A 25,232-nucleotide genomic window follows, 5' to 3' on the forward strand; every position below is an offset into this window, starting at 1 on the left:
CCGTGAACGGCACCCCAACCCCAGCCGACGAGCTCCGCGACCTGGCCGCTGGACCGGCGATCACCCCGAAGGTGGTCTACGGCACCATCGGTCACTCAACGGCGCGCACGATCCCCATGCCGGTCCAGGGGCACGCGTTGGTAGACGCCCTCGGTGGTGTGATCCTCCCGATCAGCCCATCCACGATGGAGCGGGTGAATCTGCTCGACCCGGTCGAGCTGTTCGGCACCCCGCCCGCAGGCGTCAGCCCCAACCACTTCATCTTCGGCGCTCCTGGCGCCGGGCACATGACGCCCTCGAAGGAGACCCGCTGATGGCTCGGGCATCGACGAAGACGCAGACGCTGACCCCGTCGGGGTTCTTCGGGCCCCGTGGTGGCGGGTGGGAGCAGATCCCGCAACCACCGCGATGGTTCGCAACGAGCGTGCAGGTGTGCGGGATCTACCCGTTCGGTGCCGGCACCGGCCGGCCGATCAACGGGTCCCCGCTCGGCCGCGACATGAACACCCACTCCGCGGTGTGCACCGACCACGATGCCCTCTACCGGGCGAACGTGATCTCCTCCCCGTCCGCGTTCATGTTCGGGCTCAACGGGCTCGGGAAGTCCTCCACCGCGCAGACGCTCCTTGGCGGGCAGGTCGGCCGCGGCCTCACCCCGGCAGTGTTCGACCCGATCAAGGGTGAGCACGTGCCGTGGATCGAGGAGCTCGGCGGGACCGTGTTCTCCATCGGCCCGCGTGCCCGCCACCAGCTGAACGTGCTGTCGCCTGGCCCGCTCGGCTACGCCGCCCGCCGGATCGGCGGCAAGGTCGGTGAAGAGCTGCTGATCCTGGCGCGGGCGAAGTCGATCGACCTGGTGAAGCTGGTCGTGAAGATCAGCCGCGGCACCTCGGAACCGGTCAAGGACTACGAGGAAACCGCGATCGAAGCGATCGTCGACACCATCCTCGAGCACACCGGACCGAACGAGGTCGCCGTGACCTCGGACCTGGTGCGAGCGTTCGACAGCCCGTCACAGCTGATGCTGCAGCGCACCGGCACCGCCACCGCTGCGGAGTTCCACACCGAGTACAAGCGGCTCGGGCAGACGCTGCGATCGCTGATGACCGGCGACATGGGGCAGATGCTCTCCGGCAACAACTCGGTCGAGTTCGTTCCCGGCAATCCCGGTGGGTTCTGCTTCGACACGTCCTCGATCGGCCGGAAGAACACCAAGCTGCTCTCCGCCGCGATGCTGTCGACCTGGTCGCTGGGCATGGACGCGATCGACGCGCACTGGGAGCTCGCCGAACACGAGAAGCGCAAGCAGCAGGAAGCCGCCGACGAGGGTCAGCAGTACGCGCCGGCGATCACCTGGGGCGGCTACACGACCCTGATGGACGAGTTCTGGTACCCGATCCGTGCCTGCGAGGGCATGGTCGACCTCGTCGACGGCCTCTCCCGCACGAACCGGTCCGTCGGGACCGCGGAGTTGAAGATCACGCACTCGCCGAAGGACCTGCTGTCGCTGCCGAACGCGGACGACCGGGAGAAGGCCAAGGGCTTCATCGAACGCTCCGGCCTGCTGCTGCTGATGGGTCTCAGCCGCGACGACCTGCTCGAGCTGAGCAAGGTGCGCCCGTTGACGCCGAAGGAGATCAACATGGTCGCCTCGTTCTCCCAATCCAAGGACTGGATCGGATCCCGCCGGCAGAAGGGCGCCAAGGGTGCCCCTCCCGGCGCCGGGAAGGTGCTGCTGAAGATCAGCGAGCGCGTCGGGATCCCCGTCAAGATGCTCCGCACCGCCACCCAGATGGCCGTCCACGACACCGACGCACGCCTCCGCGACTGACACCCCCCGTACGTATCCGCTCGAGCAGACAAGGACGAACCGCTCATGCCGAACAGCACCGTGCACGTCGACTACAGCCTCATCGCCGACGAGGGCACCCTCACCATCGGTGACGTCGCCTTCACCGGCGACACCGCCTACCCCGACGCGATGGACTGGCTCCGCGACGTCGCCACGCAGCTCGGCAACGCCGTCGTGGTCCGCAGCCACGACCGGGCCACTGGGCAGGACACCCTGTTCAGCATCGACGGCCACGGCGCGATCGCCCCCGTCACCGGCACCGTCGACGGCGGCCACGACGTCCCGGCAGCACCGCAGGCGCAGGCGCCGGCTCCTGCGGCAGTGTCGACGTCGCCGTGGCTCGACGCGGCCGCCGCGAACCGCGGGCAGGAAACGGCCGCAGCTCCGGCCGACGTCCCCGTGTCACCGCCGAACGCCGCGACGGTGGATGAGGCCCCCGCTACGCGGCGGGAGGCGCGGCAGTCGTTCCTCACGCAGGAGACCGTGGAAGAGCCCGCCACGACCGGGTTCCGCGGGTTCCTCACCGGCCTCGGGCTCCGCATGGCACCCTCGGAGGCGGAACGACGACACCGGGAGCAGGTGCACCTGGTCAGCCAGCACCACGTCGGCCCCCGCACGATCATGGTCGCCAACGGCAAGGGCGGCGCCGGGAAGACCCTCGCCACGGTGTGCCTGTCGACCGTCCTGACTCGGCACTCCGGCGCGGCAACCGTGGCGTGGGACAACAACCAGACCCGTGGCACGCTCGGGTGGTCGACGGAGGCCGCTCGTCACGACGCGTCCGTGCTGGACCTGCTGCCGGAGATCGACCGGCTGTTGGGCACCGAGGCTCGGTCCGCGGACATGGCCGAGTACGTGCACCACCAGACCCGTGACCGGTACGACGTGTTGAAGTCCAAGCCCGACATCCTCGCGGCCGAGCAGCGGTTCGGCGCCGAGACCGTCGACCGGGTGCACAAGGTGCTGACGAAGTTCTACCGCCTGGTGCTCATCGACTCCGGCAACGACGAGACCGACCCGATGTGGCTCGCGGGCCTGGACCGCACGGACCAGCTGGTCGTCCCGACCACCACCGACGACAAGTGGTGCGAGTCCGCAGCGCTCCTGCTCGAGCAGCTCGTCAACGCCGGCGGACGCTACCGCGAGCTCGCGGAGAACGCCGTCGTGATCGTCGGGGTGGAGACCAGCGATGTGAAGCCCGAGAAGGTGACCGAGCAGGTGCGCCGCTTCAAGGACGCCGGTCTGGGCCGCGACGTCCTGACGATCCCGTACGACGCGGGGCTGAAGGCGCGGATCATCAACTTCGACGCCCTGCAGGAGTCCACCAAGCTTGCGTGGCTCGCCGCCGGCGCCGCCGTCGCGAAGGGGCTCTGACACCCATGTGCCTCCGTGATCGGCGCCGGGTACCCGGTGGATGCACCGCACAGTGGGGGCAGCCCGCCAGCGGGCGGTGGGCGGATCGCGCACTGCTGCTTTCGCGCGTCGTGGTTCTCCCGATCGTGGTGTGGCTGGTGGTGGCGCCGTGATGCTGAAGATCTCGCGGGAGCGGGGCCTTGTGCACGACTGGCTCTGGGACACCCAGATGCGCCAGCTCTCGCGGGGGCTCGTCGGCCTGCTCATCGTGGGATGGACCGCGATCGCCGTCGGTGCCGTCCTGCTCGCAGTCCAGCTCGTCGGGGGTGCAGCATGACGCGGAAGCGTCTCTTGATCGCGTTCGCCGCCATCGCCGTGCTCGCGGTCGCCGCGGCGGTGGTCGTGATCGCTGCCCGCCTGCCCCACCGTGGGAGCGAAGTAGCCGCGACGTCGACGCCGATTCCAACGCGCTCGGCCGCGCCCTCGAGCGAGGAGGTGGCGCACACGGTCGCGGACCGGTTCTGCCAGCCCACCGAGACGAAGAACGCGTGGCAGCGCTCCCTCACCCCATACCTGACGCCGGAAGCGTGGCAGCTGTACTCCGCCGTGCGGCCAGGCAACGTGCCCTGCGCCGGCATCCACGACGACCGGACCCCGGTCGGCGACCAGCAGACGTCGACGGATCAGGCGTTCCAGTTCACCGCGTCGACGGGCGGCCCGATCACGGTGACCCTGCACCGCGACACCAAGGCCGATCCGTGGCTGGCGTCCTACATCAACGCCGGCGGGCAGGAGTAGGTCATGGGGAAGGGTGGAATGCTCGCGATCGCGGCGCTGGCGCCCGTGATCGGCATCGTCGTGATCGTGGTGGTGCTGTTCACGATCATCACCGGCGCCGGGGACGACGACCAGGCAGCTGCCGCCACATGCGGTGCCGCCGGCACCGTGTCCGGCACGGCCGTGTCCGTGCAGAAGGGCACCCTGCCGGCGAAGGTCGGCCCGTACTCCGGCGACCAGGTGAAGAACGCCGCGGCGATCGTCTCGATTGGCAAGGAGCGGGGCCTGACCCGGCACGCGCAGCAGACCGCGCTGATGGCCGCGATGACGGAGTCCACCCTCAACAACCTCTCCGGCGGCGACCGCGACTCCGCCGGCCTGTTCCAGATGCGGCCCTCCCAGGGGTGGGGCACCCTCGCGCAGGTCACGGACATCGACTACGCGATCAACCTGTTCTACGAGCGCCTGGTGAAGGTGCCCGGCTGGGACACCATGGACCCGGGCGAGGCCGCACAGTCGGTCGAGGGGTCCGCGTTCCCTGATGCGTATGCGACGAAGTCGGCGTATGCGGTCGAGATGTTGAATGCCCTCTCCGGCGTCACGGTCTCAACCGTCTCGCAGACCAACGAGGGTCCCACTTGCACCGCCGGCGCGGGTGCCGCGGCCGGTGGCGGCGCCGGCGGGACGAAGAACGTGCTCGCCGAGGGTGAGCAGCCCGCGACGGGGCCGCATGCGGCGAAGATCAACCAGGTCATCGGGTTCGCGAAAGAGCAGCTGGGCGAGGCGTACGTCCTCGGCGGTGCCGGCCCGAACGTGTGGGACTGCTCCGGGCTGACGAAGGTCGCGTACGCGCAGATCGGCGTCAACATCGACGCCGGCCACTCCGCCACGACTCAGTGGCGCAACGGGGTCGCTCGAGGGCAGATGCACCCTCTCAGCGAAGCGCAGCCCGGGGACCTCATCTTCTGGGGCGGCAACGACGCCTGGCACGTGGGGATCAGCCTCGGCGGCGACATGATGATCGCCGCTCCGAAGGCCGGCGACGTCGTGAAGATCCAGAAGGTGTGGGGCACCCCCAACGACCAGGTCTGGCGCCCCGTCGACGGCCTCTAGCCCAAGCACCACCGAAGAACCGATCCGCGAAGGAGCACACCATGAGCACCGGATACCTGCACCAGAACCCGCCCCGGTCACCGTGGCCCCGACGCCTGCTGATCCTCGGCCGGAACACCGCCGTTGGATTCGCAGCCGGCGTCCCCATGTGGGTCGTCGGCCTGCTGTTCGCCGCATCGGTCGGCCGCGCCTTCCTCGGCGCGCACGCGGCTGCTGGCGCGTGGCAGGCCGCGTGGACACCGTCCGGGTTCCTCTACGCCGGCGCACTCGTCGCCAGCGTCGCAGCACTCCTCACGGCCGTGGTCTGGCACGTCATCGATCAGCGGGACGGAGCCCGATCGTGAATACCGTGCAGGCTCGCGTCGACGCGGCCGCCGTGACGTTCGAGGACCTCGGCTCGCTCGAGGCAGGGACGTCCGTGCTGTGGAACGGCCTCACCACGGAGCACGAGGCGACATGGTCCCCGACGCGCAACGAAGTGCCGGCGGACTACTGCGTGTTCGCCGACGACGCGGATCCCGCGCTGGTGCAGGTCATGCACTACGGCCCGCGGGGGATGCTCGCCGAGGATCCCTTCCCCGTCGCCGTAGCGCGGCCGACGGTGGCGGGAATCGTCGACGCGATCGCCGACCGTGGTGCACCGGTGTGCCGGTTCGCCACCGGGATGGAACTCAGCAACGACGGCTGGGACGTCGTCCCCTGCGTGTCGGTCTGGACAGGACCCGTCACCGATGCAGCCGACATTCCCGCGGTCGGGATGAGCCCGGACCTCCACGGTGGCCGCGTGCGGTTCCGCGGCCTGCTGTCACACCGGGTCAACGCCGTCGAGGAGGCCGGGGCCGACCCGTGGGAGCGGCTGCAGCTGCAGCAGCTGCCCGGGGCGGGCGAATGGGTGCTGCAGTCGGGAGCGCACGGTAGCGAGCTCGTCCACGAACACACCCACGACGCGCACACGCTCGAGGACGTGCTGCTCTGGGCACAGGGCTGGCTCCACATCGCGCACGACGTCACCGGCCCGGTGACGCCGACCAGCTTCACGGTCAGCGCCGTCGAGCCCGGCGGTCCGCTGACGGTGAGGATCTGGTGACGATGGCAGGGATGAGCCGCACCATGTCCGGTGTCGCGGAGACCGTGCGCGACGTCGTCGACACGTACAAGGAAGCCCGCCGGGACCGGGACGCGACGATCGTGGCCGCCGTGGAGGTCCTGGGGCAGAAGGGCGCCGCGGAAGCATCGGGCCTGTCCCGACGTCGAGTGCGGCAGATCCTCGCCGAAGCAGCCGCCCGGGAAGGAGACCCCCAGTGAGACGCCGCACGCAGTCGCAGCTCCTCACCGCGGCCGCCCTCGTCGCGGCCGCGGGCATCGCCGCGATCGTCGCGCCCTACATGCACCCGGAGCTCGCTGCGAGTGGGATCGTTCCGCCGTCGACGGCTGGACCATTCACCTCGAGCACGGTGGCCACGACGCCGGCAGCCGAGGCGCTGCGCGATCTCCGCGCCCTCCCGGTCTCCGACGCGTACGTGCCGGCCCGGTACGACCGGGACGCGTTCGGGCCAGCGTGGGCCGACACCGACCACAACGGCTGCGACACCCGCAACGACGTCCTCCGCCGGGACCTCACGGCCGTCGTGGTGAAGCCGGGCACCAACGGGTGCGTCGTGCTCTCCGGGACGCTCCACGACCCGTACACGGGCCGCACGATCGCCTTCCACCGCGGGCCGACGTCGAGCCTGGCTGTTCAGGTCGACCATCGATTCCCGTTGTCGCTTGCGTGGCGGCACGGGGCCGCGTCGTGGACGCCCGAGCAGCGGGAAGCGTTCGCGAACGACCAGGCGACGAACCTCGTGGCCGTCGACGGGCCCGCGAACGAAGAGAAGTCCGACTCCGGGCCCGCGGAGTGGATGCCGGCGAACACGGGCGACGCCTGCAACTACGCGGCGTCGTTCGTGACCGTGGCCACGAAGTGGCACCTGTCGATCGCCACCGACGACAAGCACGCACTCGACCGGACCCTCACCGGATGCACGAGCAAAGGGAACAACTGATGAAGACGACGACACCGGACCCGTTCCAGACGGCGCTCGAGCAGTTCCAGTGGCCGTGGTGGGGTACTGCGCTGATCATCGCGGTGGTCGTTCTGGCGATCGCGGCCGCGGTGTGGATGGTCATCCGGAAGGCCGGTAGCGGTGCGATGGATCACCTGCAGTCGAAGATGCTGCACCGCAACGACATTCGCGCGGCGAAGTACCCGGCCAGGCGGAAGGAAGCGGTGCGGCTGCACCCGAACGCGGTGGGCCTCGCGCCCGGGCAGCAGGTCGGCACGCTCGTGCACGGTGGGCCGATCTTCCAGGGATGGCGTGACACGTGCATGGCGTTGATGGGTCCAGGACGGGGCAAGACCAGCGGTCAGGTGATCCCGAAGATGGTCAATGCACCCGGGGCGGCGATGTTCACCTCCCGTCGCATCGATGGGGTCCGGGAGATCATCGCGGGCCGGCCGACGAGCACCGCGTGGGTGTTCGACCCGCAGCGGATCTACCGGAAAGACACCCGCCCGGACTTCGTGTTCAACCCGCTGATGGGAATCCGCACCCGCGACGACGCGGACGAGCTCGCGGAGATCTTCGAGACCGCGACGAAGCCCAAGGGCGCGAAGACGGATGCGCAGTTCGACCCGCAGGGCAAGAGCCTGCTCGCGTTCGCGCTCCTCGCGGCCGCGCGGACGAACAAGACACTCGCTGACGTGCACGGCTGGTTGAACACCGAGACCGGCGGCGGCGAGATCCTCGACATTCTTGAACGGTCCGGGGACCCGTCGGCGGCGATGGCCATGAAGGGCATGGAGGAGCAGTACGACCGCACCCGAAAGAGCGTCTACGCCACCGCACAGCGCATGGCAAGTGCGCTGAGCAACGACCAGGCGATGGCGTGGACGAACACGTCCGGGATCCGCCGGTTCGACCCGGAGACGTTCGTCCGCAGCAAGGACACGCTGATCCTGCTGTCGAAGAAGGGCACCGCCGCGTCGTCGGCGTTCCTGACCGCGCTCGTGCGGGCGGTGTGCAAGGCCGCGGAGCAGCTCGCCGAGGACAACGGTGGCCGGTTGGAGACTCCGTTCGTGGTGGAGCTCGACGAGTGCGCGAACGTGGTGAAGTGGCCGGAACTGCCGGACCTGTACTCGTACTACGGCGGCTACGGCATCGCGCTGTCGTCGTACTTCCAGTCCTGGGCGCAGGGCGTGAAGGAGTTCGGCGCCGAAACGATGAACGCGATGTGGAACGCCGCCGGGATCCGCATCTACGGCGGCGGCGAGAGTGCGCAGGGCGACTTCCTCCGACGCCTCTCCGACAGCGTCGGCACGTTCAAGGAAGTCATCAAGTCCTACTCCGCCGGCAGCAACAACCGGTCGACGTCGACGAGCACCCAGGTCCGGCCGATCATGACCGCCGGCGACCTGGAAGGACTGCCATTCTGGCGGGCGATCGTCAGTGTTCCGGGCGCCCGGCCGGTGCTGGTGAAGACCACCCCGTGGTTCCGGGACAAGAAGCTCAAGGAGCGCATCGGCGACGTGAAGCCGGCTGCGCGCGATGTGGAAGAGACCGAGGAGATCCGCGATGTCCAGCCCGTTTGATACCTGGCCTGACCTGTCCCAGCCCTCCGACGCGGACGCGCCGCCTCCCGAGGACGGGGCGCCGCCGCCAGACGACAGTGCGCCGGTGGACCGCACTGCGGAGACCGAGGGCTTCGTCCGCTGGGTTGGGGAGCAGCTGGCGAAGATGGAGGGGTTCGGTGTGGAAAAGCGCGGCGAGATCCCGTGGTGTCCGCGCTGGTGGGAGCACCCCGAGGTCGTGCAGCGGCTCTACGTGTCCTGGCTTGCTCACGGGAAGGCGGTGGAGCTCGCACGCGACGGCGACGGGCAGGCGCTGTCGCAGTGGTGGATTCATCACTGGGACCACCACGCAGCCCGCATCTTCGACCGCGCACGAGGACCGTTGCGCTTCTGCACCCCGAAGGAGCACCACGGCGATGGCACGCCCAAGCAAACGCCGTTCCTCACCGTGGCCACTCCTCAGGCCGGTTGGACGCTGTAGCAGCGTCAACTACGAACGGCCCGGCACTCTTCGGGGTGCCGGGCCGTTCGTAGTTGACGCACTTACTCCGCGGCGGGTGACCGCGGCGGTGCCGGTGCGGTCGGAGCGGGTGAGCGTTTGATCACGACGGCGAGGACCGCGATCGCACCGAACGCTGCGGCGTACATGCGGAGGTCGACGGCAGGCCAGTCCGTATGCACCGAGAGGAACGATGTGAGGTCCCAGAGCGCGTGACCAGCAACGAGGCCCCAGATCGCTCCCGAACGACGGTAGAGGTAGACGGCGATCGCCGGCCAGATCGCGATCGCGATCGCACCCCACCCGTAGTACAGGTGAAACGGCACACGGACCGCGATCGCGACCAGGTAGACGACCCACCAGGAGTAGCCCGTCCTGCGAAGCCCAACCACAATCAGACCCAGGAGAGCGAGCTCTTCCGCCGGCCCTGGGAGAGCGCTGTCGATCGTGGCCAGCGTGAACGCTGACCCGGGAGACACGGCCGGCCACGGGTAGTCGTGTTGGGGCAGCTGCAGCACTGTAGAGAGCAGACCGACAACGGTGAACGCGATCGCCATCACGAGGATGTAGACCGGGACGGTTGCCAGGCCGTGTGAGAACGGGACGGGGCGCCGGGGGCGCTTCCAGACGAACATCGCCCACCCGGCAAGGCCGGCCACGAGAAGCTGGGAGCCAATGTCGAAGGCCTGCCCGGACAAGCTCGATGGATCGTTGGTCAGCGGCGGCGGGTTGGGTACCCAGCCGAACAGTGTGGCGATCGCAGCGCCAGTCCCGACTCCCCATCCGAGCAGGAAGAGGAGAACGATCGCGATCCACACGGCAATGCGGAGACCAGTCCGGTTCTTGTCTGCAGGGACCGGGTCAACGCCGACTGCGTCGAGGCGCGGCGCGAACAGCGCATCCAGCGGCGCACGCCATCGTGGCGGGTGGGTGGTGGTCATCGGCGCTCCCTCGCGTGTTCATGGACGAGCAGGTTTGGTGTGAGCTCGCGCCAACCACATCGGGACAACGACTGGATGAAGGGGGCGCGCCCACTGCCGGCGTGACGCTCAGCCCGAACGGTGCACGAAAAGAGGTTGGAACCGCGGGTCGCCGTCGCTTCGGCGATGCAAACGCCAGCCGCAGGCGGTCCAAAATTGGTCCGCCTGCTCAGAGAATGCGGCGAGGACTGTTCGGGGGTAATGCTCTGCAAGAAGCTCCACGGCAGCGCGTCCGAGGCCTTCACGGCGCCGCGGCGCCCGCACCTCGAAGAACGTCAATCGCGCCACGTCAACTGGGGTGTCGAGGTCTACATACTCGCCCAGGACCGCGTCGTCCGGGTCGACCTCAGCGCGAGCCACCTCGACGCCGTCTGCGATGAACGTGAAGGTGTCATATCGGCTCTCACCGACCGGACTGCGGTGCATGTTCCACCACCGGTCGGTGTAGCCGTCGAGAGTGAGGTCGAACGGGCTGCGGTAATCGTGCGTTTGGAACACCTGGTGGAGTTCGAGCATGCTGATCTACCGTTCTCGTTCGTCGCCGCCGCGCTCGAGATCACGGATGCGCTGCTGCTCCCGTTCGCGGTGCTGCTGCTCACGCATCTGCTGCTCCCGGTGCTGCTGTTCCGCTGCCGGCGACGGCTGCTGCTGGGTGGGGGCGTCCTGCTCGCGTGCCGCCGATGCGGGCGCGGCCGTGCCGTCGGCGTGACGGGTGTACTGCTCGGGCGGCTGGTTCGTCGCGTCGCGTTCCCATGCCGGCGTGACGCCGTCCGCGGCAGTCGGGGGCAGGTTCGTGGCGTCGCGTTCCCACTTCGGCATGTTCGTCGGGTCGCCAGTGTGGCGGGCGGCGGCGCGGTCTGCCTGCTGGCGGTCGCGGTCGGTCTGCTTCTGGGCCTGCTCACGATCCCGGTCGGCCTTGCGCTGGGCGTCGCGGGCGGCGTACTCGGCTTCACGTTCCGCCTTCCGCTGGGCGTCCTGCTGCTGCCGGCGGCGCTCGTCGTTCGCGCGCTGCAGGGTGCGGCCGAGCTCGTTCGCGACGGTCTGGCCGGCGCGGCCGGCGTGGCGGCCGACGTGGTCGAGGGTGTCGTCGATGGGGTCGCTCATGATGCTTCCTTCCGAGGTGATGCGGCGTGCTGCGGTCGTGGCTTCCTGGATCTGAGTCTGCGCGCGGTCGAGGATCGCCTGCCGTGCGGTGCCGGCGATCTCCTGCGCGTGCTGCTGGTAGTGCTCTCGCGTCGACGGTTCCACTTCCGGCGCCGTCGACAGCGCGGCCGCCTTGTGGAGCGCGGTCACGCGTTCCTGCAGGTGGTCGGCGACGGGGTTCCCGCGAAGCTTCTCCGGGACGGCCTGCGGTTCGGACGGGTCGATGCGGTACTTGGTGCGGAGGACGTCGACCTCGGCCGCGGTGCGGTGCCAGTCGAACATCCGCCACGGCTCCGACGGGAGCCGTCCGAGGTCCTGTGTCCATGCCGGCTGCTCGAGGGCGAGGGCAGCACCGCGCTCCTTCAACCGGGCACCGATGTAGTGGTGCCGCTCGGCGAGGTGGTCGCGCCACTCGGCGGGGATGAGTTCGTCCTGGTGGCGGCGGCCATCCGCGATCCAAGCCGGCACCCCGTCGACGGCGGGTCGGTCGACAACGCGGACGATGGGCTGGTCGATGCCCTCGAGGGCCTTCTCGATGCGCCAGTGCAGCACTGCCGGGACGTCGTCTGCGGTAGCGAGTTCGCGCTGCCCGTAGGCGTCGCGGAGGGTCTTGATGGGGTCGTGGCCGTAATCCTCTGCGTGGCGGAGTGACGCGGCGAGGGCACCCCACGATTCCTGCCCCTCGAGGGACGTCGCGAGCTCGCGGCCAAGGGCGCGTTCGACGATGGCGCCGGCGCGGAGCTCGTCGGCGCGTTCGGCGACGTAGGCGTGCTCGTCGATGAGGGTCACGACGTCGTCGACGCGGTCCTGTTCGACGCGGATGGTCTCGTGGGCGGAGAGCAGCCGCTCGGAGCGGGCGGCGATCTGCTCGAGGGCGTCGGGGACGGTTTCGGCGTCCTCGAGCACCAGATACAGCTCGTTGCGGTCCTTTCCGCGGGACAGGGCCGTGTAGGCGTCCTCACGGCTCATGCCGGCGGTGCCGAGCACATGGGTGCGTTCGGTGGTGAGGCCCTGGGAGCGGCTGATGGTGCGGGCGTAGCCGAGCTCGACATGCTGAGCGACGTAGCCGGCGGGCAGGACCACCGGTGCCCCGTGCTGCTTGTGTGCCACCGTCAGGGAGCCGTCGTCGCCGACGGCGGTGACGTGCCAGAGGTCGCCGTTCTTGACGCGGTCGCGGCCGTTCTGGATCCGAAGGGTTGACTCGTTGCGGCGGGTGGCGACGAGGTCGCCGACGTGTGCGGAGAGGCCGTCGCGGAGGTCCACGGACCGGGTTGTGTCGACGTCGCCGCCGGTCATCCGGAACGCCTGTGCGCGGGCATTGAGCTCGGCGACGGTGTCCGCGGTGGGGGCGAGCATGAGTGAGTCGACGCCGGCAGTGGTGTCGTGCTGCCAGTCGCGGAACACCAGGTCCGTCATCTTCTCGGCGGACCCGCCGACGATGTGGCCGTGTTCCTGGTACCAGGCGAACGGGTCCCCGGGGCGCAGCGGATCACGGAGCCGCAGCGACGCGTCCGCTTCCGCGGCGTCGCGGAATCGGTGCACGTGCTCGAGGCGCACCGATCCCACTTCGCGGTCGATCAGGCGGAGCGCGCCGCCAGCTTCGACGGCGGAGAGCTGCCGGTCGTCGCCGATGAGGCGGACGTGTGCGCCGTGTTCCTGCGCAAGTTCCAGCACGTCGCGGAGGCGACGGGTGCCGGCCATGCCGGCTTCGTCGACGACGATCACGTCTCCTGGGTGGAGGGCGTACTTCTCGGATACTTCGTCCTGCTGGTGTGCGACGAGGAAGCCGTGAATCGTGGTCGCGTCGATCCCGACAGCGTCGGAGAGCACCGACGCTGCTGGCGCTGAGGGGGCGAGCCCGATCATGCGGACACCGCCGGCGTCGAGGGCGTCTGCGGCGAGGCGCAGCGCAGTGGTCTTCCCCGCCCCGGCGGGACCGATACCGGCAACGAGTTCCATGTCGGACGTGGCGAACGCGCGCGCAAGGTCGCGCTGCCCGGCATCGAGGGGACCGTCGTGGGCGGCTGCGACGCGCTCGAACACGTCGACGTCGATGGGTCGCATGGTGCGGGTTCGGGCTGCGTCGAGGAGGCCGTCCTCGGCGGCGAGGATCGCACGCGAGGTGTACAGGGTCCTGCCCTTGTGCTCCAGGTGCGTGTCACCGGCAGCACCCCTGGTGAGCGGCTGGAAGCCTGCGTGCGGGGACGGCGGGGTCAGCGACACAGATTCGCGGAGCGCCTCGGCGACGATGCGCTCGACGAGCGGTTCCGCGATCGCGCGGTCGCGGACGCGTTCGGACACCCAGTGCCGAGCCTGGCTGCGGACGACGTTCGCACCCCACACGGCGTTGCGTTCCTCAACCTCACGGAGCACCCGGCGGGTCGCGTCCTGCACGTCGATCGGTGCGCGTTCGACGGCACTGGCCTGTTTCGCGATGGCCTGCGCGTCGGCGACGATCGACGCGACACGGGCCGGGTCAACGCGGGCCTGCGCTGCTTCACGGATGGCTTGCGGGGACCGGACGTGGTCCTTCTGCGGACGGGACTCCAACGTCGCCTGCTGCGCGAGCTTGATGCGCGTCGTGTCATCCGGGGCTCGGCCGTGATCGCGCCGGTACTCCGCGACGAGCCGGTCCGTGCTCTGTCGGATCTGCTGGGACCGGGAGGAGAACATGTCGATCTCGTCCGGATTCACCCCCGTGATCTCCATCACGGAACGCTTCCCCGGGGAGGGTTCCCGGGCAACGCTGGTGACGCCAAGTCGTTCGCACACCTCGGACACGACAGTCGCGTTGTAGAACTCCGAACCGGCAACGATCTCCCGGTGCATCAGCTTCGAGTCGACGGTGCGCCACTTCCCGTCGGACCCCTTCGCCTTGTTCGCGATGACCATGTGGTCGTGCAGTTGCGGGTCACCGTTTCGCGAGTCGAAGTGCCGGAACACCGTTGCCGTGATACCGCCCTGCACCTCGAGCTGCGCGACACCGTTCGTGCCGGCGCGGGTCGCGAGTGCGTGCTGCTCCAGGTACGCGATCGTGTCGCGGACGGCGGTGTCCTGCGCCGCTTCAATAGCCTTCCGTGTGTTCTCGTCACCGAGCGCCCAGAGCACGGAGACGCTCTTCGGTGGGGAGCAGACCAGGTCAAACCCGGCGACAGCCTGCTGCGTCGGGCGGGAGGCGGCGGTGATGAACTTCCCGAGCTCTTCCTTGTCCGACGCCTCACGACCCTTCGCCTCACGGAACGCCTGCGCGCCCTCGCGGGAGCGGATCAGACGCCGCTCCTCCGTGTTCGGCTCGTACCCGTTGACCCGCTCGAACGCGTCGTATCCGGCCTGGATGCGGCCCTGCAGCGAGTTCTCGTCTGCCTTGTACGCGTAGTAGGACCGGCCGAGTTTCGCGGCTTCCTGCGCCTGCTTCCCGGTCTTCCCCTCCGCGATCGCGTCGGCGATGATGCGGTCCGCGTCGGGGTGCAGCCCCTCACCGAAGAGGGCCTTCATCTGCTCCTCGGAGACCGTCCCCGACACCCCAAGAAGCTCCGCGCCGCCACCCATCCACCGTCCGGGAGGGTTCCCCTCAGCGGTGTAGTAGTCGCCGAGCTCGCGGTCATGGTCGCGGCGCGCATCCCCGGTGGCGACCTCGGACGTGTAGTACGTGTACCCGTCCCCGGCGGACAGGACATGCATGGTCATCATGCGCCGTCACCGCCTCGCAGCGGGCCGTTCAGGCCGCACTCCACCCAGCCGCGGGGCGGGCTGGTGACGGTGCGCATACGGCGAGTCTAGCCTCATTCATTTGTAATGCCAGAGGTGTGACGCGTTGATGACTGGAGATCGGAGCGAGGAACGAGCGCAGATCGGAAGGAGGGATGCGTGGCCGGGAGGATCGGAGGCGGTGGAGCGAAGCGGAACCGGCGGAGTGACGAGCGCGGTAGACAGGTGGAGACCGGGAGCGGCGGCCAGCGACGAGGAACGAGGAGCGTCGGGCCGTCAGCATCCGGGTCGATAACTGTCACCGTCCGCGCCGCCGGCGCGCGGTAGGCTGGGCGACGACAGGAGCGCCGCATGCACCGCCGGCAGGGCGGTGCCGCCCGGATCGGACGGGTGGTGGCCGTTAGGGATTGGGGAATCGCATGGCTCAGGTTCGGACGTCAGGGAAGCAGGCTGCTGCGCGCAAGGCCGCACGCGAGCGGGCCGTGGAACGCGCGGCGGAGTTCCGCCGCCGGCAGGAACAGCTCGAAGAGCTCGCCGCCGAATACTTCGTGGCTGCGGACGCCGTCGATGGGATCAATGAGGATGCCGAGGCGCGCATCCAGAAGATCCGCGACGAGGCCGCCGCCGCGGTCGCTGACGCGGAAGAGCGCGCGCGGGCGATCATCGGTCGGATGCTCGACACAAAGGTCACCCGCGACGAGGTCGCCGAACGCCTCGGGGTCCCCGTCCGGGACGTGAAGCGCGCCAAGACCAAGGCGGCCACCGCGCCCGAGTCGCGCAGCGACGACGTCACGGGCGAGGCGCAGCCCGGAGGCGGCGACAGTCCGGTTGAGACCGGCGCCGAGTCGTACGCGGCGTAACCGACAGACGCGAAGCAAACGAACGACAAAGCCCCCGACCACACGTGGTCGGGGGCTTTGTCGTGTGCTGTGGCCGTTAGATTCGGCTGGTCGCCCACCACCACACGCAGAGGGCGATGAAGCCACCCCAGAACGTCAGGCACGACCAGCCGAGCACGATGCCCGCGGTGGCACGGCCGGGTACGTCCGTGCCACGGGCGAGCCCGACGATACCGAACACGATCGCCAGGACCGGGATGGGGATGATGAGGCCGAACAGGATCGACTGGATGCCGAGGAAGACGCTCCAGCGGGACAAAGTGGTCCCTCGGCGTCGCAGGTAGGTCGGCTGCTGCGGCGCCCTCTGGGACGGTGCGTAGTTGGTCATGATCGGTGTCCCCTCTTCGGTTGCGGTGACGCTACTGCCGGCGACCGACAGCGCCGCTCACCACAACGTCGGTGTGGTGGCCGCGATCCCCGTCTTGCACGCACGCACCGCGGCGCCGTCCCACCCGTGGTCGCGGAACGCCTCACGCAGCTCACGCGAGAGGCGGACCCGCTCCGAGCGGGGAAAGCTGACCGTGCGGAGCGCCGTCGATGCGTTTCGGTGACGGCCACGCTGCACCCGCTCGAGCATGTTCCCCCGATGCGTTCCTGGTGCCAGGTGGGACACCGACAGGTCGGCGTCGACGTGGACGCACAGCGGCACGTCACACGCATGCAGCAGCAGCGTCGACGGGGTCAGCGCCGTCCCGGTCAGGTGTTCGTAGAGCCACCGCTGCGGACGCATGGCCCGCTGTCCCCCGTCGGGCTGCGGCACCCAGAATCGGCCGTACCCGTCGTCGCCAACCGCGCCCGTCCAGATCCAACAGTCCGACGGCGCCGGCCCCTGCACGACGTGGGACCAGAACCGTTCCGCGGCGCTGACTGGGGTGCGACCACTCATCGATCGAAGTCGAGTTCTCGGTCGTCGTGCTCACGCGGTCGTCGGTGGATCGCGAGTCGATCGAAGCGGGCGGTCCGTTCGTCATTGCCACGCTCGAGAGGGACGGCGATCCGGTCGAACATGCTCCGCAGTGGGGTGAGGTCGCCCTGTTCAGACGCGGTGCGGGACGCGTGGTCGTTCTCCCGGCCGGCCACGTCACGCCAGTCAAGGGTGTAACCGGCGTCGCGGCTGATGCGATCCCAGAACAGGCGGCCGGTCCGCCCATTTCCCTCACGGGCCGGGTGGATGTAGTTGAACTGGTCGTAGTGGTACGCCAGGCGGTCCACGAACCGGTCCCGGCTCAGGCCGCGGAGCATGTTGTCGGCGCGGAGCTCTCCGGCGGCGAACCCTGCTGCGCGCTCGATCTGAAACTGCGGAAGGAACAGCTCGGCGCCGTCGACGTTCTTGCGCATGTCGATCGTCCGGATCTCTCCCGCCCAGTCGTAGACGTCCTGGAACAGTGCCCGGTGGATGCCGCGGAGCTCGTCCAGGTCACCGGTCGGAGCCAGCGGCCGGTCGATCAGCTCGATTGCGCGGACAGCGGTGAGGTCGGCCTCAGCGCGGTCGAGTTCGGCCTGCGTTCGAGCTCCGACAAGGTTGCGGAGGATGCCGGTATCCGGGTCGATGTATGGGTCGTGTGCGTTCACACCGACTCCTATGCGGCGACGCTCAGCGCAGCCCGTAGCGAGCACGGACGCGACGCACGAGCTCGGAGGAGCTGATCGACCCGGCGACGTAATCCTCAGCATCCGCACGAGACTCCGGCGTGACCGTCAGCCCTTCCATCTCGCCACTGTGCACCGCGATCTCCACACGGCGGCGACGCTCGTCGACGTCAGCCTTGCCGGTGGTGCGGTGCGTGGTGCTGATGCTCATCAGGACTCCCCTGCTCGTGGACGATTCTATCAACCGCAGCTGTCTCGTAGCGGGTTACGGGTGCTGGCTTCAGTCTCTTCGCCCACGCCGGTCACGCGGTCCGCGAAGATCGGACCACCCAACAGCTGCGAGCAACAGCACGGTCAACACCTGGACGAACACCACCGTCACGACCCACGCGCCCGGATCACCGAACGGTCCCCGCACGATGGTGTTGACGGTCACGAGCGTCATCGCGATGGCGAGTGCGATGAGCACACCACCTCGGACGAGAGAGCGTCTTCGGTCGCGATCACTCATCACAGGACACGTTCTCGTGCGTCGATCACTTGGCTCTCTGCCGGTTGCTCGGGCCCTGGGCGAGGAGGAGCAGGGAGGCCGCGATCAGGACGAATGACACAGTCGTGCCGGTGCTGTTGTAGATCGGGGTGAACTCCCGGGCAACCACCGGGATGCCGTTGATGATCCCGACGAGCAAGCCGAGGACACCGCCGATCGGCTGCGCGATACTCGCGCGCCGGCGTCGGGTGCCGTCGTCGCTGGCCTCGTCCTTCCCTTGGCCGCGGAGACGGAGGACCACGAGTGCCAGGAGGCAGACGATCAAGCCGATGCTGACCGCGAGAAGGATCCAGGTCAGCGCTGTCGCCCACGTCGCGAACGGTTCCCAGGTGATCATGGTTCCAGTCTCGGTCATCATGCGCGGGCGCCGGCGTACTGGGGGAACATGCGGTCCATCGTCGCTTCGTGGCGGGCGGCGCGGTCGTGTTCGCCGCGGGCGCGGGAGATCTCCGCGAACGTTTCGCGCGAGGCCGCGGGCTCGGCCGGGGCGGGTCGGCGGCACATCTCGGCGTAGTACCGGTCGGCGTCGTGTTCGGCCTGCTCGAGGCGGGCCCGCAGTTCGAGGACCTCGGCCTTGAGCTCCGGGGCGGCCATCTGGAACCCGACCATGTAGCCGGCCTCCCAGACCTGCCGCTGCTCGTCGGTGAGTTCCCACTCGCGGACGTGCTCGGTCGGGTCGGCGGTCGCGGCGTCGATCGCGCGGAACGCTGCGACGGTGTCGCCGGCGTAGAGCTCGTCGACGGCGGCGCGGGTCTCGGGCTGGATGACGTCGGGGCGGGTGGTGGTCGGACGTTCGAGGGTCATCGTCATCACGCGGCCGTGCTCGAGGCGAGTGCGCCGATCTTGTCGGGGCGGAACCCGCTCCAGGAGCCGGTCTCCGTGTCGGTGACGACGATGGGAGCGTTCATGCCGAGGGTGATCTTCCACTCCTCGATCTGCGCCTGGTCGACGTCGTCGAGGATCGCCTCGGTGTACTCGATGCCGGCGGAGTCGAGTACACGCTCGGTGGCGAGGCACATGCCGCAGAAACCAGACTTAGTGTAAACCGTGATGCTCATCGAAATCACCTTCCGAAAGATTGTGATGCGGTGGGGGCCCCTCCCCCGTTGCATGCTTCTATTCTATGACGCGCGGGCCTCTATGGGTAGCCTTTTCCGCACATTCTTTGACCATTTTTCTGCCGGTCGGCACACCTGCTGTCAACCTATGCGCCTGCATTGTTTGGCACCAGGGCATGACGTTTACGAACGTACGGCTTGGGCATCGAGAACAGCGGGAGGGCTGGGAATCCCCAGGAGCTTTAAGCCGGTAATGCAACCACCGAAAGCCGTTAGGAATAGTGGGCCGCGCATTCTCTCACTGTGTCGTCCCGGCGCTTTTCACCATGTCGAAGACCACCACCGCCGCGGCGGGTCAGCTCGTGGCGGGGTGCGGGGTGCTGGTCGCGGTGGTGGCCACGGTGACGTCGTCGTGGTCGCACTCCCAGAACACGGAGCGGATCTCGTCGGCGATCGCGTCGGGCAGCTGCTCGTTCGTCCAAGCCGTCGACGGGAACGACACGGTGACGGTAACCGTGGTCATGGGGTCGGTGGAGGACGGGCCGTGCCCTGCCCCGCCCCACTCGTACTGCCAGGCAAACCCGACTTGGCCGGTGGGTCCGCCGCCGTGAACGTCGAAAGCGGCGCGGTGTTCGTCGTCGGTGTGGTTCGGGCGGCGGGTGCAGCGCCATTCGAGGCCACCGACGTCGTACGTCGTCGCGGCACACTCGGCACCGGTCGGGTCGAGGTCCGCGGCAGGGGCTACCGGGTCGATCTGCTCGCCAATGGCGGTCGGGCGTTCGTAGGTGATGTGCATGAGGCGCGATCCTCTCTAGGCTCCGGGGATGGGTGTGCCCGCCCTGGTCTGTGGGCACCCCCGTGGGTAAGGGGGCCGCGTCGCCGTCGCTATCGGCGGCGCGGCCCGTCCGGCTACGCGTGTGCCGGGGTGGGGGTGAGGTCGGTGTGCTGCAGCAGGAACCGGACCGCGGACCAGGCAGAGAGTTGCGGCCGGTCCCAGGCGTGGTGTCCGTCGTTGAACTCGCAGCCCTGCCCGCCTGTGATGTCGCGACCCTCGACGAGGACGCCGGCGTCGTCGCAGACGATCAGGTGCGGCATGTTGCTGCGTTCGCGGATGATCCGCTGGGCTGCGAGGTGCCCTGCCGGAGTGAAGTCGCGTGCAGTGTTGATGCCGTCGCAGCCGTACTGCACTTCGGTCGGCATCTCCCCCGGCTTCCCGGCAACCAGGGTGGTGCCGTGGTCCGTGTAGGTGTCGGTCATGCCGTCGAACGAACGGCCCTCGAACTGACGGCACACGTCGTCGACCTGCACGGTGGTGGGGCCGTCCTCGTGGTGGACGTTGATCCACGCCGACGCGGTCCCGGTGGAACAGCGGACCGAGAACTTCACGCCCGGGAACCGGGTTCGGAGCTCCTTGCGGAGCAGGGCGGCCACCTGCTTGGTGGGGACAATGGTGGTAGTCATAGCGGATCGGTTCCTTCCGAGGGATCGTGCGTGGGAGAGTGAGGGGGCGGCCGGGACCAACTTCGATTTGGTCCGGCCGCTTTCCGTTACTTGCGGGGGTCGAGCGTGGTTCCGGTGAGGTGCAGGTGGTCGACCTCGCGGATCAATTCCGCGTACGCAGCCTGCGCATCGTCAGATCGTTCCGGCTGGTTGGCGAGGTCGTGCCACGTCTGAGTCAGGTGCTGAATGTGGTCGTCCTGCTCGAGCGAGACGGGCACCCCATCGGTGGTGACCATGCCCGCATCGCGTCCGTGGTCCTCGTCGTCGGTGCGGACGAAGGTGTCGACGAAGGTTGTGAAGTCCGGCCCGCTGATTGCCACCGTGTGGGTCAGGACATAGCCCATACGGACACGGCTTCGAAGGTCCGTGTCTCGCTCACCGATCTTGTTCAACTGGTGGGGAATGTGGTCCTCGTCCACGACCGGGACAATGGTGGTGAGCGTGTCGATGTGCTGCATTGGGCTTTCCTCTCCCTCTCGTTTTTTGCCGTGAAGGCGACTTGTCGCCGCTAGGACGGGAGGGTGTAGTGCAACCCGAAGGGCGGAGGGGGAGAGAATTTCGGCGCGAAATAAGGGAGCGAAGCGACCGCGTGCCGAAAATCTCGGAGGATCCGGCGGCTTGCCGCTTGCGCGGAACCCGGACGGACGTACGCTGCCGAAGGCTTCACGGCAAAGAAACGGGCCGCAGGCCCAGCAGTGCCGGCGAAGCCGGTTCCACCCGGAGCGAAGCGACTCCCGGCCCCCGGCCGGAAGCTCTGGGATACTCGTGGCATGACCGAGCACGCAGGACACACCTCCCCGCGGCCGCGCCGGCGCCCCTTCCGAGCCGCGCAGCGGTTCCTGGATTCGATCGATCCGCTGCTCGACTTCATTGGGGCTGCCGCCGCCTTGGTGCTGGTCATCAACGTGATGATCCGGGCGCTCAGCGGCGAGCCCATCGGGATGCTTTAGCTCTCCCCCTGGCCCGCCGGAGGCGGTGACAGCCGCGAGCTCCGTCGAGCGGCTCCGGGTTGGGAGGGGCGAAGCCCTTGCCGCCGTGCCCGGAGGGTGCGGCGCAGCCCACGGACAATCAGACGGCCCGATGGGACATTCTCGAGGCCGGATGGGACACTAACCGGTGCCGGGTGGGCGTGAGGGCCGCTGGCTGCGACCCTCACGCCGGTTCATCTACTCGGCAGGCGTGGCCTCGCCATCCTCCGGCTCTGCGTCGGGCTGGATGCCTGCGGCGATCTTCTCGACCTGGCTGAGCGGGTAGCCCCACACGGCCAACTGGTTGAGGTAGCCGCGGGAATCGGCGTTCGGGGTGCGCCACCACTCACGGTTCGCCGTGTTCTCGAACCCGGCGAACACCACCGCGAGGGACATGTGCAGCCCCTTCGCGGGGTGCTGCTCGACCCACTGGGAGAGCGTGTCGCCGTCCCATCCGCTCGACTCGATACCGAGCAGACTGCGGGCGCTCACCATGCCGGAGGCGTACCGGGTGCTGGCGTGGCGCGTGAGCGCGATCGCCAGGAACCGGGCGGCGTCCTTCGGCGCGTTCTTGCGCTGCAGGAGCGTCGCGATCCACTCGCGGCGCACGTCATCGGCGGCGTCCCACGCCTTGTTGTTGGCGACCAGCAGCCGACGTGCGGCCTTTCGTTCCTCGGCCTCGGCGGCGCGGTCTTCCTCGGTCGGCTCCGCCTCCGGCGTCCCGCCGACCGGAATGGTCGCGCGGAACGACTGGTAGCGGGCGTGGTGGGCGTCCGGGGTCGTGCACACCTGCACCGGCTCCGGCGTCCCCCACTGGCTCACCGTCCACGCGGCACCCGCGCACTCGGTGTGGGTGTCGGGGTCGAGGCCGTGGCGCTCGGTGTAGTCGGTCACGTCATCGGCGGCGTCGGTGAGGCGGTCCAACGACTCGTAGTCGTCGTCCTCCCCCACCAACCGCTTACCCGCGGCCACGAGGTCTGCGCGCACCTGCACGCGGGCCTCCCGACGCTCGGCCTCCTGGCGGAGCCGGGCAGCGGTGTGGGTCAGTTCGTCATCGTCGTACCCCTCCGCAATGCACTCGGTCAGTTCGGTGACCGCGTCGGGGTCACCGTCGAACTCGGCCAGCAGCAGCGCCTGTGTGAACGTCGCCTGACCACTGGAGACGGCAGCGGACGCCGTGTCCGACTTCGCCACCGTGAGGGTCTGCTTCACGGTGTCCCGCTTCGTGCCTGTCTCGCGGGCGATCGCGGTGACCGACAGGCCCTCGATTTCCAACTGGCGGTACGCGGCGAGCCGGTCACCGTCCGACAGGGCGGTGCGGCGCTCGTTCGCGACCAACTGCTCCGCGATCCGCTGAGCGGGGGTGTCGTCACGAGCCGTGACGAACACCGGCACCTCGCGGCCCGTCTCACGGGCGGCGAGGACGCGCATCTGCCCGTCGCGGACCACCACGGCCCCGTCAGCGTTCCGGTAGCCGATGGTCGGCAGGAGCACCCCGTGGCGCTTCACGGACGCCAGGAACGCCGGGTCGAGGTCAGCCGCGGTGCGGACGTTGTCCTCGATCACCACGTCCGCGGCGGGCACGTGCACCAGGTTGACGCCGCTCGCGTCGGGCTGGGGCTGGTCGGTCAGGTGGGTGACGGTGATGTTCTCGGTCATGGTCATGTCGTTTGCTACGCTTTCCGGTAGTGACCGGGTGCGGGTCCTGGCAATTACGAGTTGTCAGGAATTCCGCACCCGGTCTGTTTTGTGGGTGGGACTGCTAGGTGTTACTGCTGGCGGAACACTGCGGTCAGCGCTTCCGCCCGGTCGAGCGCCGCACGGGCGTGCTCGAACGCGGCCAGGACCGCCTTGTACTGATCCGGCGACAGCGACCGGGTGTCCCCGGCCTCGTCGTAGGTCAGGAACAGGACCGTCCCGAACAGCGGCGACGCCGCCCGGGAACGGCCGAGGGCGACCGCTGCGACGGTGGCGAGGTCGTTGCGCTCCCCCGCGTACATGCCCTCGTCATCGATCCACGCATCGATCCGGCCGTCGAGGCGGACCACGTCCACCAGGCGGCACCCGATCTGCTCCCGCGTGCCCTGCAGGGTCGACTCACGTGCGTTCACGACGACGCCTTCAACCGCACCATCTGCGGTCGCTCGAATACCCATCAACTTCATTCCCTCTTCCTCTCCCTTTCGTTGTTTGCCCGGGAAGGCACGAAGTGCCGATAGGACGAGGAGCCGGGGTGCAAGCCCAAAGCGGCGACGCTCCGAGAAGTTTCGACCGGCGCCGTCCATTGACGAAGGAGATGAGCACGACGGCGCCGGTCGAAAGTTCTCGCGTGCGGCGGTGGCGACGGCTTGCGGCCCGGAACCTCGTCCGTACAATCGCCGAAGGCTTCCCGGGCAAACAACGAACCCGTCAGGGTTCGACAAGCACTGGCCGGCTTGCCGGCTCCCCTCAGACCAGAACAGGCCGCCGCCGGCGGTCCGCTTGGATCCCGCGTGCTCGAGGAGCTCGCCGGCGCGCAGAGGCCAGCGAACGTGAAGCGGCCCCGGCCTGTTGGGGGGAACAGGACCGGGGCCGGCTGCAGCTCGAGCGAATTGGGGGGGCTCCTCGAGCTGCGGGCACCCGAAGCCACTGGGGGGAATGGTCCGGGCGCAGACCACCACGGTACGCACGGCGCGCAGGCGTCGGCAACCGGGGCTGGCTATGACGTTGCTGAGACCGCCACGCGGTGCTTCACAGCTGCCCGCCACACCCACGCCGCGGTCGCGGCCTGGCCGCTCCCCCACTCGATCAGCACGGCGTCACCGGTCGCGGCGATCGCCTTCGCTTCAACGCGGCGATCGACACCGCGGTAGGTGCGAATCCACGCGTGTACGGGCGCGGCCGGCACGACGTCGGCCGCTGGGCCGCCACGGGCATCTGCCGGCAGCGACACGGCTTCCTCGGGCACCCAGCGTCCACGCCGGCGCACGCCCATCAGCGGCGCCCCTGCGGCTTCAGGGACCGCTTCTTGATCCGGTCCATCGGCAGCCACACGTGGTGCACGAAGCCCATGTGCACCAGCTGCACGTAGACGACGTCGCCATCCGCCTGCTCAACGAACCCGGGCAGGTCTGCAGGCCAGACCGGGTGAACTCGACCGCACCCACACCGCCGGGTAGCCGGACACCTTCTCCGGCGCCGGCGGGGCGTCGATGCCGAGAGGCTGGTCCTCGGGCGGATCGGGGTGGATCGGTGGCGCCCACCGGTGTTCGGGCATGCCACCGATGATGACCGCGGCCGCCGACGCACAGCCTCAGTAGTCGCGGCGGCGGCCGTCTTGCACGTCACCAATCTGCCGCATCACACGCTGCAGGACCGCTTCCCGCTGTTCCACGTCCGGCTGTGAACGATCGAGCCGGTTCAACTGGCGGATCACGCTCCTCCGCGCGGCCGCGAGCTCGTCGACGGACATCCACTGCAACCGCTCGAGCTCATCGTCCACACCCAGCAGGCTAGACACGCGAACCGATCACCTAACCACCATGACCCCGCCACCTCGAGCAGCTGGAACCGACGCCGCCGAACCGGCCACCACCCCTCCGAGGGCCTGCGCAGCGCAGCGAAGACAGGGCGCACGCGCGCAGCGCACATCC

The 25,232-nt window shown here is 68.9% G+C and carries 31 protein-coding genes; 14 read left to right on the forward strand and 17 right to left on the reverse strand.

All coding sequences use genetic code 11. The features are described from left to right. The first annotated feature begins 2 nt into the window (after positions 1-2). The 12 genes from ACL00U_RS17455 (at position 3) to ACL00U_RS17510 (ending at position 9,186) form a co-directional block, all read left to right on the forward strand. Positions 3-314, forward strand: a complete 312-nt coding sequence (locus tag ACL00U_RS17455) for a hypothetical protein (protein ID WP_214585432.1) — start codon at positions 3-5, stop codon at positions 312-314. Beyond that, positions 314-1,831, forward strand: coding sequence for an ATP-binding protein (locus tag ACL00U_RS17460; RefSeq protein ID WP_214585431.1), 1,518 nt, complete (start codon positions 314-316; stop codon positions 1,829-1,831). The genes ACL00U_RS17455 and ACL00U_RS17460 overlap by 1 nt, the downstream gene beginning before the upstream one ends. Positions 1,832-1,876: 45 nt before the next feature. Further along, on the forward strand, positions 1,877-3,226 hold the full coding sequence (locus tag ACL00U_RS17465) for a MinD/ParA family ATP-binding protein (RefSeq protein WP_323848188.1): 1,350 nt from the start codon (positions 1,877-1,879) through the stop codon (positions 3,224-3,226). 130 nt (positions 3,227-3,356) lie between these two features. Next, the gene (locus ACL00U_RS17470) at positions 3,357-3,542 is read left to right on the forward strand and encodes a hypothetical protein (protein WP_412874081.1); all 186 of its coding nucleotides are present in this window, start codon (positions 3,357-3,359) and stop codon (positions 3,540-3,542) included. Next, positions 3,539-4,003: a hypothetical protein gene (locus ACL00U_RS17475; protein WP_214585427.1), complete on the forward strand. Its 465-nt coding sequence runs from the start codon at positions 3,539-3,541 to the stop codon at positions 4,001-4,003. The genes ACL00U_RS17470 and ACL00U_RS17475 overlap by 4 nt, the downstream gene beginning before the upstream one ends. Before the next feature lie 3 nt (positions 4,004-4,006). Then, entirely contained in the window at positions 4,007-5,095 is a 1,089-nt protein-coding gene (locus ACL00U_RS17480; RefSeq protein ID WP_214585425.1) for a C40 family peptidase, read from the forward strand. Positions 5,096-5,136: 41 nt separating this feature from the next. Beyond that, entirely contained in the window at positions 5,137-5,439 is a 303-nt protein-coding gene (locus tag ACL00U_RS17485; RefSeq protein ID WP_259581508.1) for a hypothetical protein, read from the forward strand. Next, entirely contained in the window at positions 5,436-6,182 is a 747-nt protein-coding gene (locus ACL00U_RS17490) for a hypothetical protein (protein ID WP_214585421.1), read from the forward strand. Before ACL00U_RS17485 ends, ACL00U_RS17490 begins: the two co-directional genes overlap by 4 nt. A gap of 11 nt (positions 6,183-6,193) precedes the next feature. Further along, complete coding sequence (locus tag ACL00U_RS17495) at positions 6,194-6,400, forward strand: hypothetical protein (RefSeq protein ID WP_259581504.1); 207 nt, start codon at positions 6,194-6,196, stop codon at positions 6,398-6,400. Beyond that, entirely contained in the window at positions 6,397-7,140 is a 744-nt protein-coding gene (locus ACL00U_RS17500) for an HNH endonuclease family protein (protein ID WP_259581503.1), read from the forward strand. The genes ACL00U_RS17495 and ACL00U_RS17500 overlap by 4 nt, the downstream gene beginning before the upstream one ends. Beyond that, complete coding sequence (locus ACL00U_RS17505; protein ID WP_259581501.1) at positions 7,140-8,726, forward strand: type IV secretory system conjugative DNA transfer family protein; 1,587 nt, start codon at positions 7,140-7,142, stop codon at positions 8,724-8,726. Before ACL00U_RS17500 ends, ACL00U_RS17505 begins: the two co-directional genes overlap by 1 nt. Positions 8,727-8,811: 85 nt before the next feature. Next, on the forward strand, positions 8,812-9,186 hold the full coding sequence (locus ACL00U_RS17510) for a DUF4913 domain-containing protein (protein WP_412874082.1): 375 nt from the start codon (positions 8,812-8,814) through the stop codon (positions 9,184-9,186). Positions 9,187-9,248: 62 nt separating this feature from the next. Here ACL00U_RS17510 and ACL00U_RS17515 read toward each other — a convergent pair whose 3' ends face one another. The 3 genes from ACL00U_RS17515 to mobF form a co-directional block, all read right to left on the reverse strand. Continuing rightward, on the reverse strand, positions 9,249-10,145 hold the full coding sequence (locus ACL00U_RS17515) for a type II CAAX prenyl endopeptidase Rce1 family protein (protein ID WP_214585413.1): 897 nt from the start codon (positions 10,143-10,145) through the stop codon (positions 9,249-9,251). Between the two features lie 108 nt (positions 10,146-10,253). Then, positions 10,254-10,700 (reverse strand): hypothetical protein, encoded by a 447-nt coding sequence (locus tag ACL00U_RS17520; protein ID WP_214585411.1) that lies wholly within the window; start codon positions 10,698-10,700, stop codon positions 10,254-10,256. A gap of 6 nt (positions 10,701-10,706) precedes the next feature. Next, positions 10,707-15,017 (reverse strand): MobF family relaxase, encoded by a 4,311-nt coding sequence (gene mobF / locus ACL00U_RS17525; protein WP_259581496.1) that lies wholly within the window; start codon positions 15,015-15,017, stop codon positions 10,707-10,709. A 437-nt stretch (positions 15,018-15,454) separates the two neighbouring features. Here mobF and ACL00U_RS17530 point away from each other — a divergent pair, with 437 nt between their 5' ends. Further along, positions 15,455-15,895 carry a hypothetical protein gene (locus tag ACL00U_RS17530; protein ID WP_262140233.1) on the forward strand — a complete coding sequence of 147 codons (441 nt, stop codon included), beginning with the start codon at positions 15,455-15,457 and terminating at the stop codon, positions 15,893-15,895. A gap of 76 nt (positions 15,896-15,971) precedes the next feature. On the opposite strand, the gene ACL00U_RS17535 is transcribed toward ACL00U_RS17530, so the two are convergent. The 11 genes from ACL00U_RS17535 to ACL00U_RS17585 form a co-directional block, all read right to left on the reverse strand. Beyond that, complete coding sequence (locus tag ACL00U_RS17535) at positions 15,972-16,262, reverse strand: DUF4190 domain-containing protein (protein ID WP_214585405.1); 291 nt, start codon at positions 16,260-16,262, stop codon at positions 15,972-15,974. 57 nt (positions 16,263-16,319) lie between these two features. Then, positions 16,320-16,820: a hypothetical protein gene (locus ACL00U_RS17540; protein ID WP_214585403.1), complete on the reverse strand. Its 501-nt coding sequence runs from the start codon at positions 16,818-16,820 to the stop codon at positions 16,320-16,322. Continuing rightward, positions 16,817-17,506, reverse strand: a complete 690-nt coding sequence (locus ACL00U_RS17545; protein WP_259581492.1) for a Fic/DOC family protein — start codon at positions 17,504-17,506, stop codon at positions 16,817-16,819. Before ACL00U_RS17545 ends, ACL00U_RS17540 begins: the two co-directional genes overlap by 4 nt. Before the next feature lie 22 nt (positions 17,507-17,528). Continuing rightward, entirely contained in the window at positions 17,529-17,735 is a 207-nt protein-coding gene (locus ACL00U_RS17550; protein WP_214585399.1) for an antitoxin VbhA family protein, read from the reverse strand. Between the two features lie 69 nt (positions 17,736-17,804). Beyond that, positions 17,805-17,993 (reverse strand): hypothetical protein, encoded by a 189-nt coding sequence (locus ACL00U_RS17555; RefSeq protein WP_262118666.1) that lies wholly within the window; start codon positions 17,991-17,993, stop codon positions 17,805-17,807. Positions 17,994-18,060: 67 nt separating this feature from the next. Further along, positions 18,061-18,411 carry a hypothetical protein gene (locus ACL00U_RS17560; protein WP_214585397.1) on the reverse strand — a complete coding sequence of 117 codons (351 nt, stop codon included), beginning with the start codon at positions 18,409-18,411 and terminating at the stop codon, positions 18,061-18,063. 17 nt (positions 18,412-18,428) lie between these two features. Next, complete coding sequence (locus ACL00U_RS17565) at positions 18,429-18,878, reverse strand: hypothetical protein (RefSeq protein WP_214585395.1); 450 nt, start codon at positions 18,876-18,878, stop codon at positions 18,429-18,431. A 5-nt stretch (positions 18,879-18,883) separates the two neighbouring features. Then, the gene (locus ACL00U_RS17570; RefSeq protein WP_259581486.1) at positions 18,884-19,132 is read right to left on the reverse strand and encodes a glutaredoxin domain-containing protein; all 249 of its coding nucleotides are present in this window, start codon (positions 19,130-19,132) and stop codon (positions 18,884-18,886) included. 355 nt (positions 19,133-19,487) lie between these two features. Beyond that, positions 19,488-19,928 (reverse strand): hypothetical protein, encoded by a 441-nt coding sequence (locus ACL00U_RS17575; protein ID WP_214585391.1) that lies wholly within the window; start codon positions 19,926-19,928, stop codon positions 19,488-19,490. A gap of 113 nt (positions 19,929-20,041) precedes the next feature. Further along, positions 20,042-20,593 carry an LPD29 domain-containing protein gene (locus tag ACL00U_RS17580; RefSeq protein WP_214585390.1) on the reverse strand — a complete coding sequence of 184 codons (552 nt, stop codon included), beginning with the start codon at positions 20,591-20,593 and terminating at the stop codon, positions 20,042-20,044. An 86-nt stretch (positions 20,594-20,679) separates the two neighbouring features. Then, positions 20,680-21,090: a hypothetical protein gene (locus ACL00U_RS17585; RefSeq protein ID WP_214585389.1), complete on the reverse strand. Its 411-nt coding sequence runs from the start codon at positions 21,088-21,090 to the stop codon at positions 20,680-20,682. Positions 21,091-21,402: 312 nt separating this feature from the next. On the opposite strand from ACL00U_RS17585, the gene ACL00U_RS17590 reads away from it, so the two are divergent. Then, positions 21,403-21,582, forward strand: a complete 180-nt coding sequence (locus ACL00U_RS17590) for a hypothetical protein (RefSeq protein ID WP_214585387.1) — start codon at positions 21,403-21,405, stop codon at positions 21,580-21,582. 216 nt (positions 21,583-21,798) lie between these two features. Here the strand turns inward: ACL00U_RS17590 and ACL00U_RS17595 are convergent, their stop codons facing one another. From ACL00U_RS17595 to ACL00U_RS17605, 3 genes are all read right to left on the reverse strand, one after another. Next, positions 21,799-23,265 (reverse strand): ParB/RepB/Spo0J family partition protein, encoded by a 1,467-nt coding sequence (locus ACL00U_RS17595; protein WP_214585385.1) that lies wholly within the window; start codon positions 23,263-23,265, stop codon positions 21,799-21,801. A gap of 104 nt (positions 23,266-23,369) precedes the next feature. Beyond that, a complete protein-coding gene (locus tag ACL00U_RS17600) occupies positions 23,370-23,711 on the reverse strand; it encodes a DUF3846 domain-containing protein (RefSeq protein ID WP_214585383.1) in 342 nt (113 codons plus the stop codon). Between the two features lie 1,181 nt (positions 23,712-24,892). Then, on the reverse strand, positions 24,893-25,081 hold the full coding sequence (locus ACL00U_RS17605) for a hypothetical protein (protein WP_214585381.1): 189 nt from the start codon (positions 25,079-25,081) through the stop codon (positions 24,893-24,895). Positions 25,082-25,232 lie beyond the last annotated feature (151 nt).

Source organism: Curtobacterium poinsettiae (assembly GCF_047226435.1).
Lineage (GTDB): Bacteria > Actinomycetota > Actinomycetes > Actinomycetales > Microbacteriaceae > Curtobacterium > Curtobacterium poinsettiae.

Excerpts from the sequence above, each read along its gene's own strand:
- ACL00U_RS17480 (WP_214585425.1), top strand. The coding sequence starts at position 4,007 with ATGGGGAAGGGTGGAATGCTCGCGATCGCGGCGCTGGCGCCCGTGATC.
- ACL00U_RS17505 (WP_259581501.1), top strand. The coding sequence starts at position 7,140 with ATGAAGACGACGACACCGGACCCGTTCCAGACGGCGCTCGAGCAGTTC.
- ACL00U_RS17460 (WP_214585431.1), top strand. The coding sequence starts at position 314 with ATGGCTCGGGCATCGACGAAGACGCAGACGCTGACCCCGTCGGGGTTC.
- ACL00U_RS17495 (WP_259581504.1), top strand. The coding sequence starts at position 6,194 with ATGAGCCGCACCATGTCCGGTGTCGCGGAGACCGTGCGCGACGTCGTC.
- ACL00U_RS17530 (WP_262140233.1), top strand. The coding sequence starts at position 15,455 with ATGGCTCAGGTTCGGACGTCAGGGAAGCAGGCTGCTGCGCGCAAGGCC.
- ACL00U_RS17565 (WP_214585395.1), bottom strand. The coding sequence starts at position 18,878 with ATGACCCTCGAACGTCCGACCACCACCCGCCCCGACGTCATCCAGCCC.
- ACL00U_RS17475 (WP_214585427.1), top strand. The coding sequence starts at position 3,539 with ATGACGCGGAAGCGTCTCTTGATCGCGTTCGCCGCCATCGCCGTGCTC.
- ACL00U_RS17590 (WP_214585387.1), top strand. The coding sequence starts at position 21,403 with ATGACCGAGCACGCAGGACACACCTCCCCGCGGCCGCGCCGGCGCCCC.
- ACL00U_RS17465 (WP_323848188.1), top strand. The coding sequence starts at position 1,877 with ATGCCGAACAGCACCGTGCACGTCGACTACAGCCTCATCGCCGACGAG.
- ACL00U_RS17560 (WP_214585397.1), bottom strand. The coding sequence starts at position 18,411 with ATGATCACCTGGGAACCGTTCGCGACGTGGGCGACAGCGCTGACCTGG.
- mobF (WP_259581496.1), bottom strand. The coding sequence starts at position 15,017 with ATGATGACCATGCATGTCCTGTCCGCCGGGGACGGGTACACGTACTAC.
- ACL00U_RS17580 (WP_214585390.1), bottom strand. The coding sequence starts at position 20,593 with ATGACTACCACCATTGTCCCCACCAAGCAGGTGGCCGCCCTGCTCCGC.
- ACL00U_RS17515 (WP_214585413.1), bottom strand. The coding sequence starts at position 10,145 with ATGACCACCACCCACCCGCCACGATGGCGTGCGCCGCTGGATGCGCTG.
- ACL00U_RS17520 (WP_214585411.1), bottom strand. The coding sequence starts at position 10,700 with ATGCTCGAACTCCACCAGGTGTTCCAAACGCACGATTACCGCAGCCCG.
- ACL00U_RS17535 (WP_214585405.1), bottom strand. The coding sequence starts at position 16,262 with ATGACCAACTACGCACCGTCCCAGAGGGCGCCGCAGCAGCCGACCTAC.
- ACL00U_RS17570 (WP_259581486.1), bottom strand. The coding sequence starts at position 19,132 with ATGAGCATCACGGTTTACACTAAGTCTGGTTTCTGCGGCATGTGCCTC.
- ACL00U_RS17485 (WP_259581508.1), top strand. The coding sequence starts at position 5,137 with ATGAGCACCGGATACCTGCACCAGAACCCGCCCCGGTCACCGTGGCCC.
- ACL00U_RS17575 (WP_214585391.1), bottom strand. The coding sequence starts at position 19,928 with ATGCACATCACCTACGAACGCCCGACCGCCATTGGCGAGCAGATCGAC.
- ACL00U_RS17595 (WP_214585385.1), bottom strand. The coding sequence starts at position 23,265 with ATGACCATGACCGAGAACATCACCGTCACCCACCTGACCGACCAGCCC.
- ACL00U_RS17540 (WP_214585403.1), bottom strand. The coding sequence starts at position 16,820 with ATGAGTGGTCGCACCCCAGTCAGCGCCGCGGAACGGTTCTGGTCCCAC.
- ACL00U_RS17585 (WP_214585389.1), bottom strand. The coding sequence starts at position 21,090 with ATGCAGCACATCGACACGCTCACCACCATTGTCCCGGTCGTGGACGAG.
- ACL00U_RS17550 (WP_214585399.1), bottom strand. The coding sequence starts at position 17,735 with ATGAGCATCAGCACCACGCACCGCACCACCGGCAAGGCTGACGTCGAC.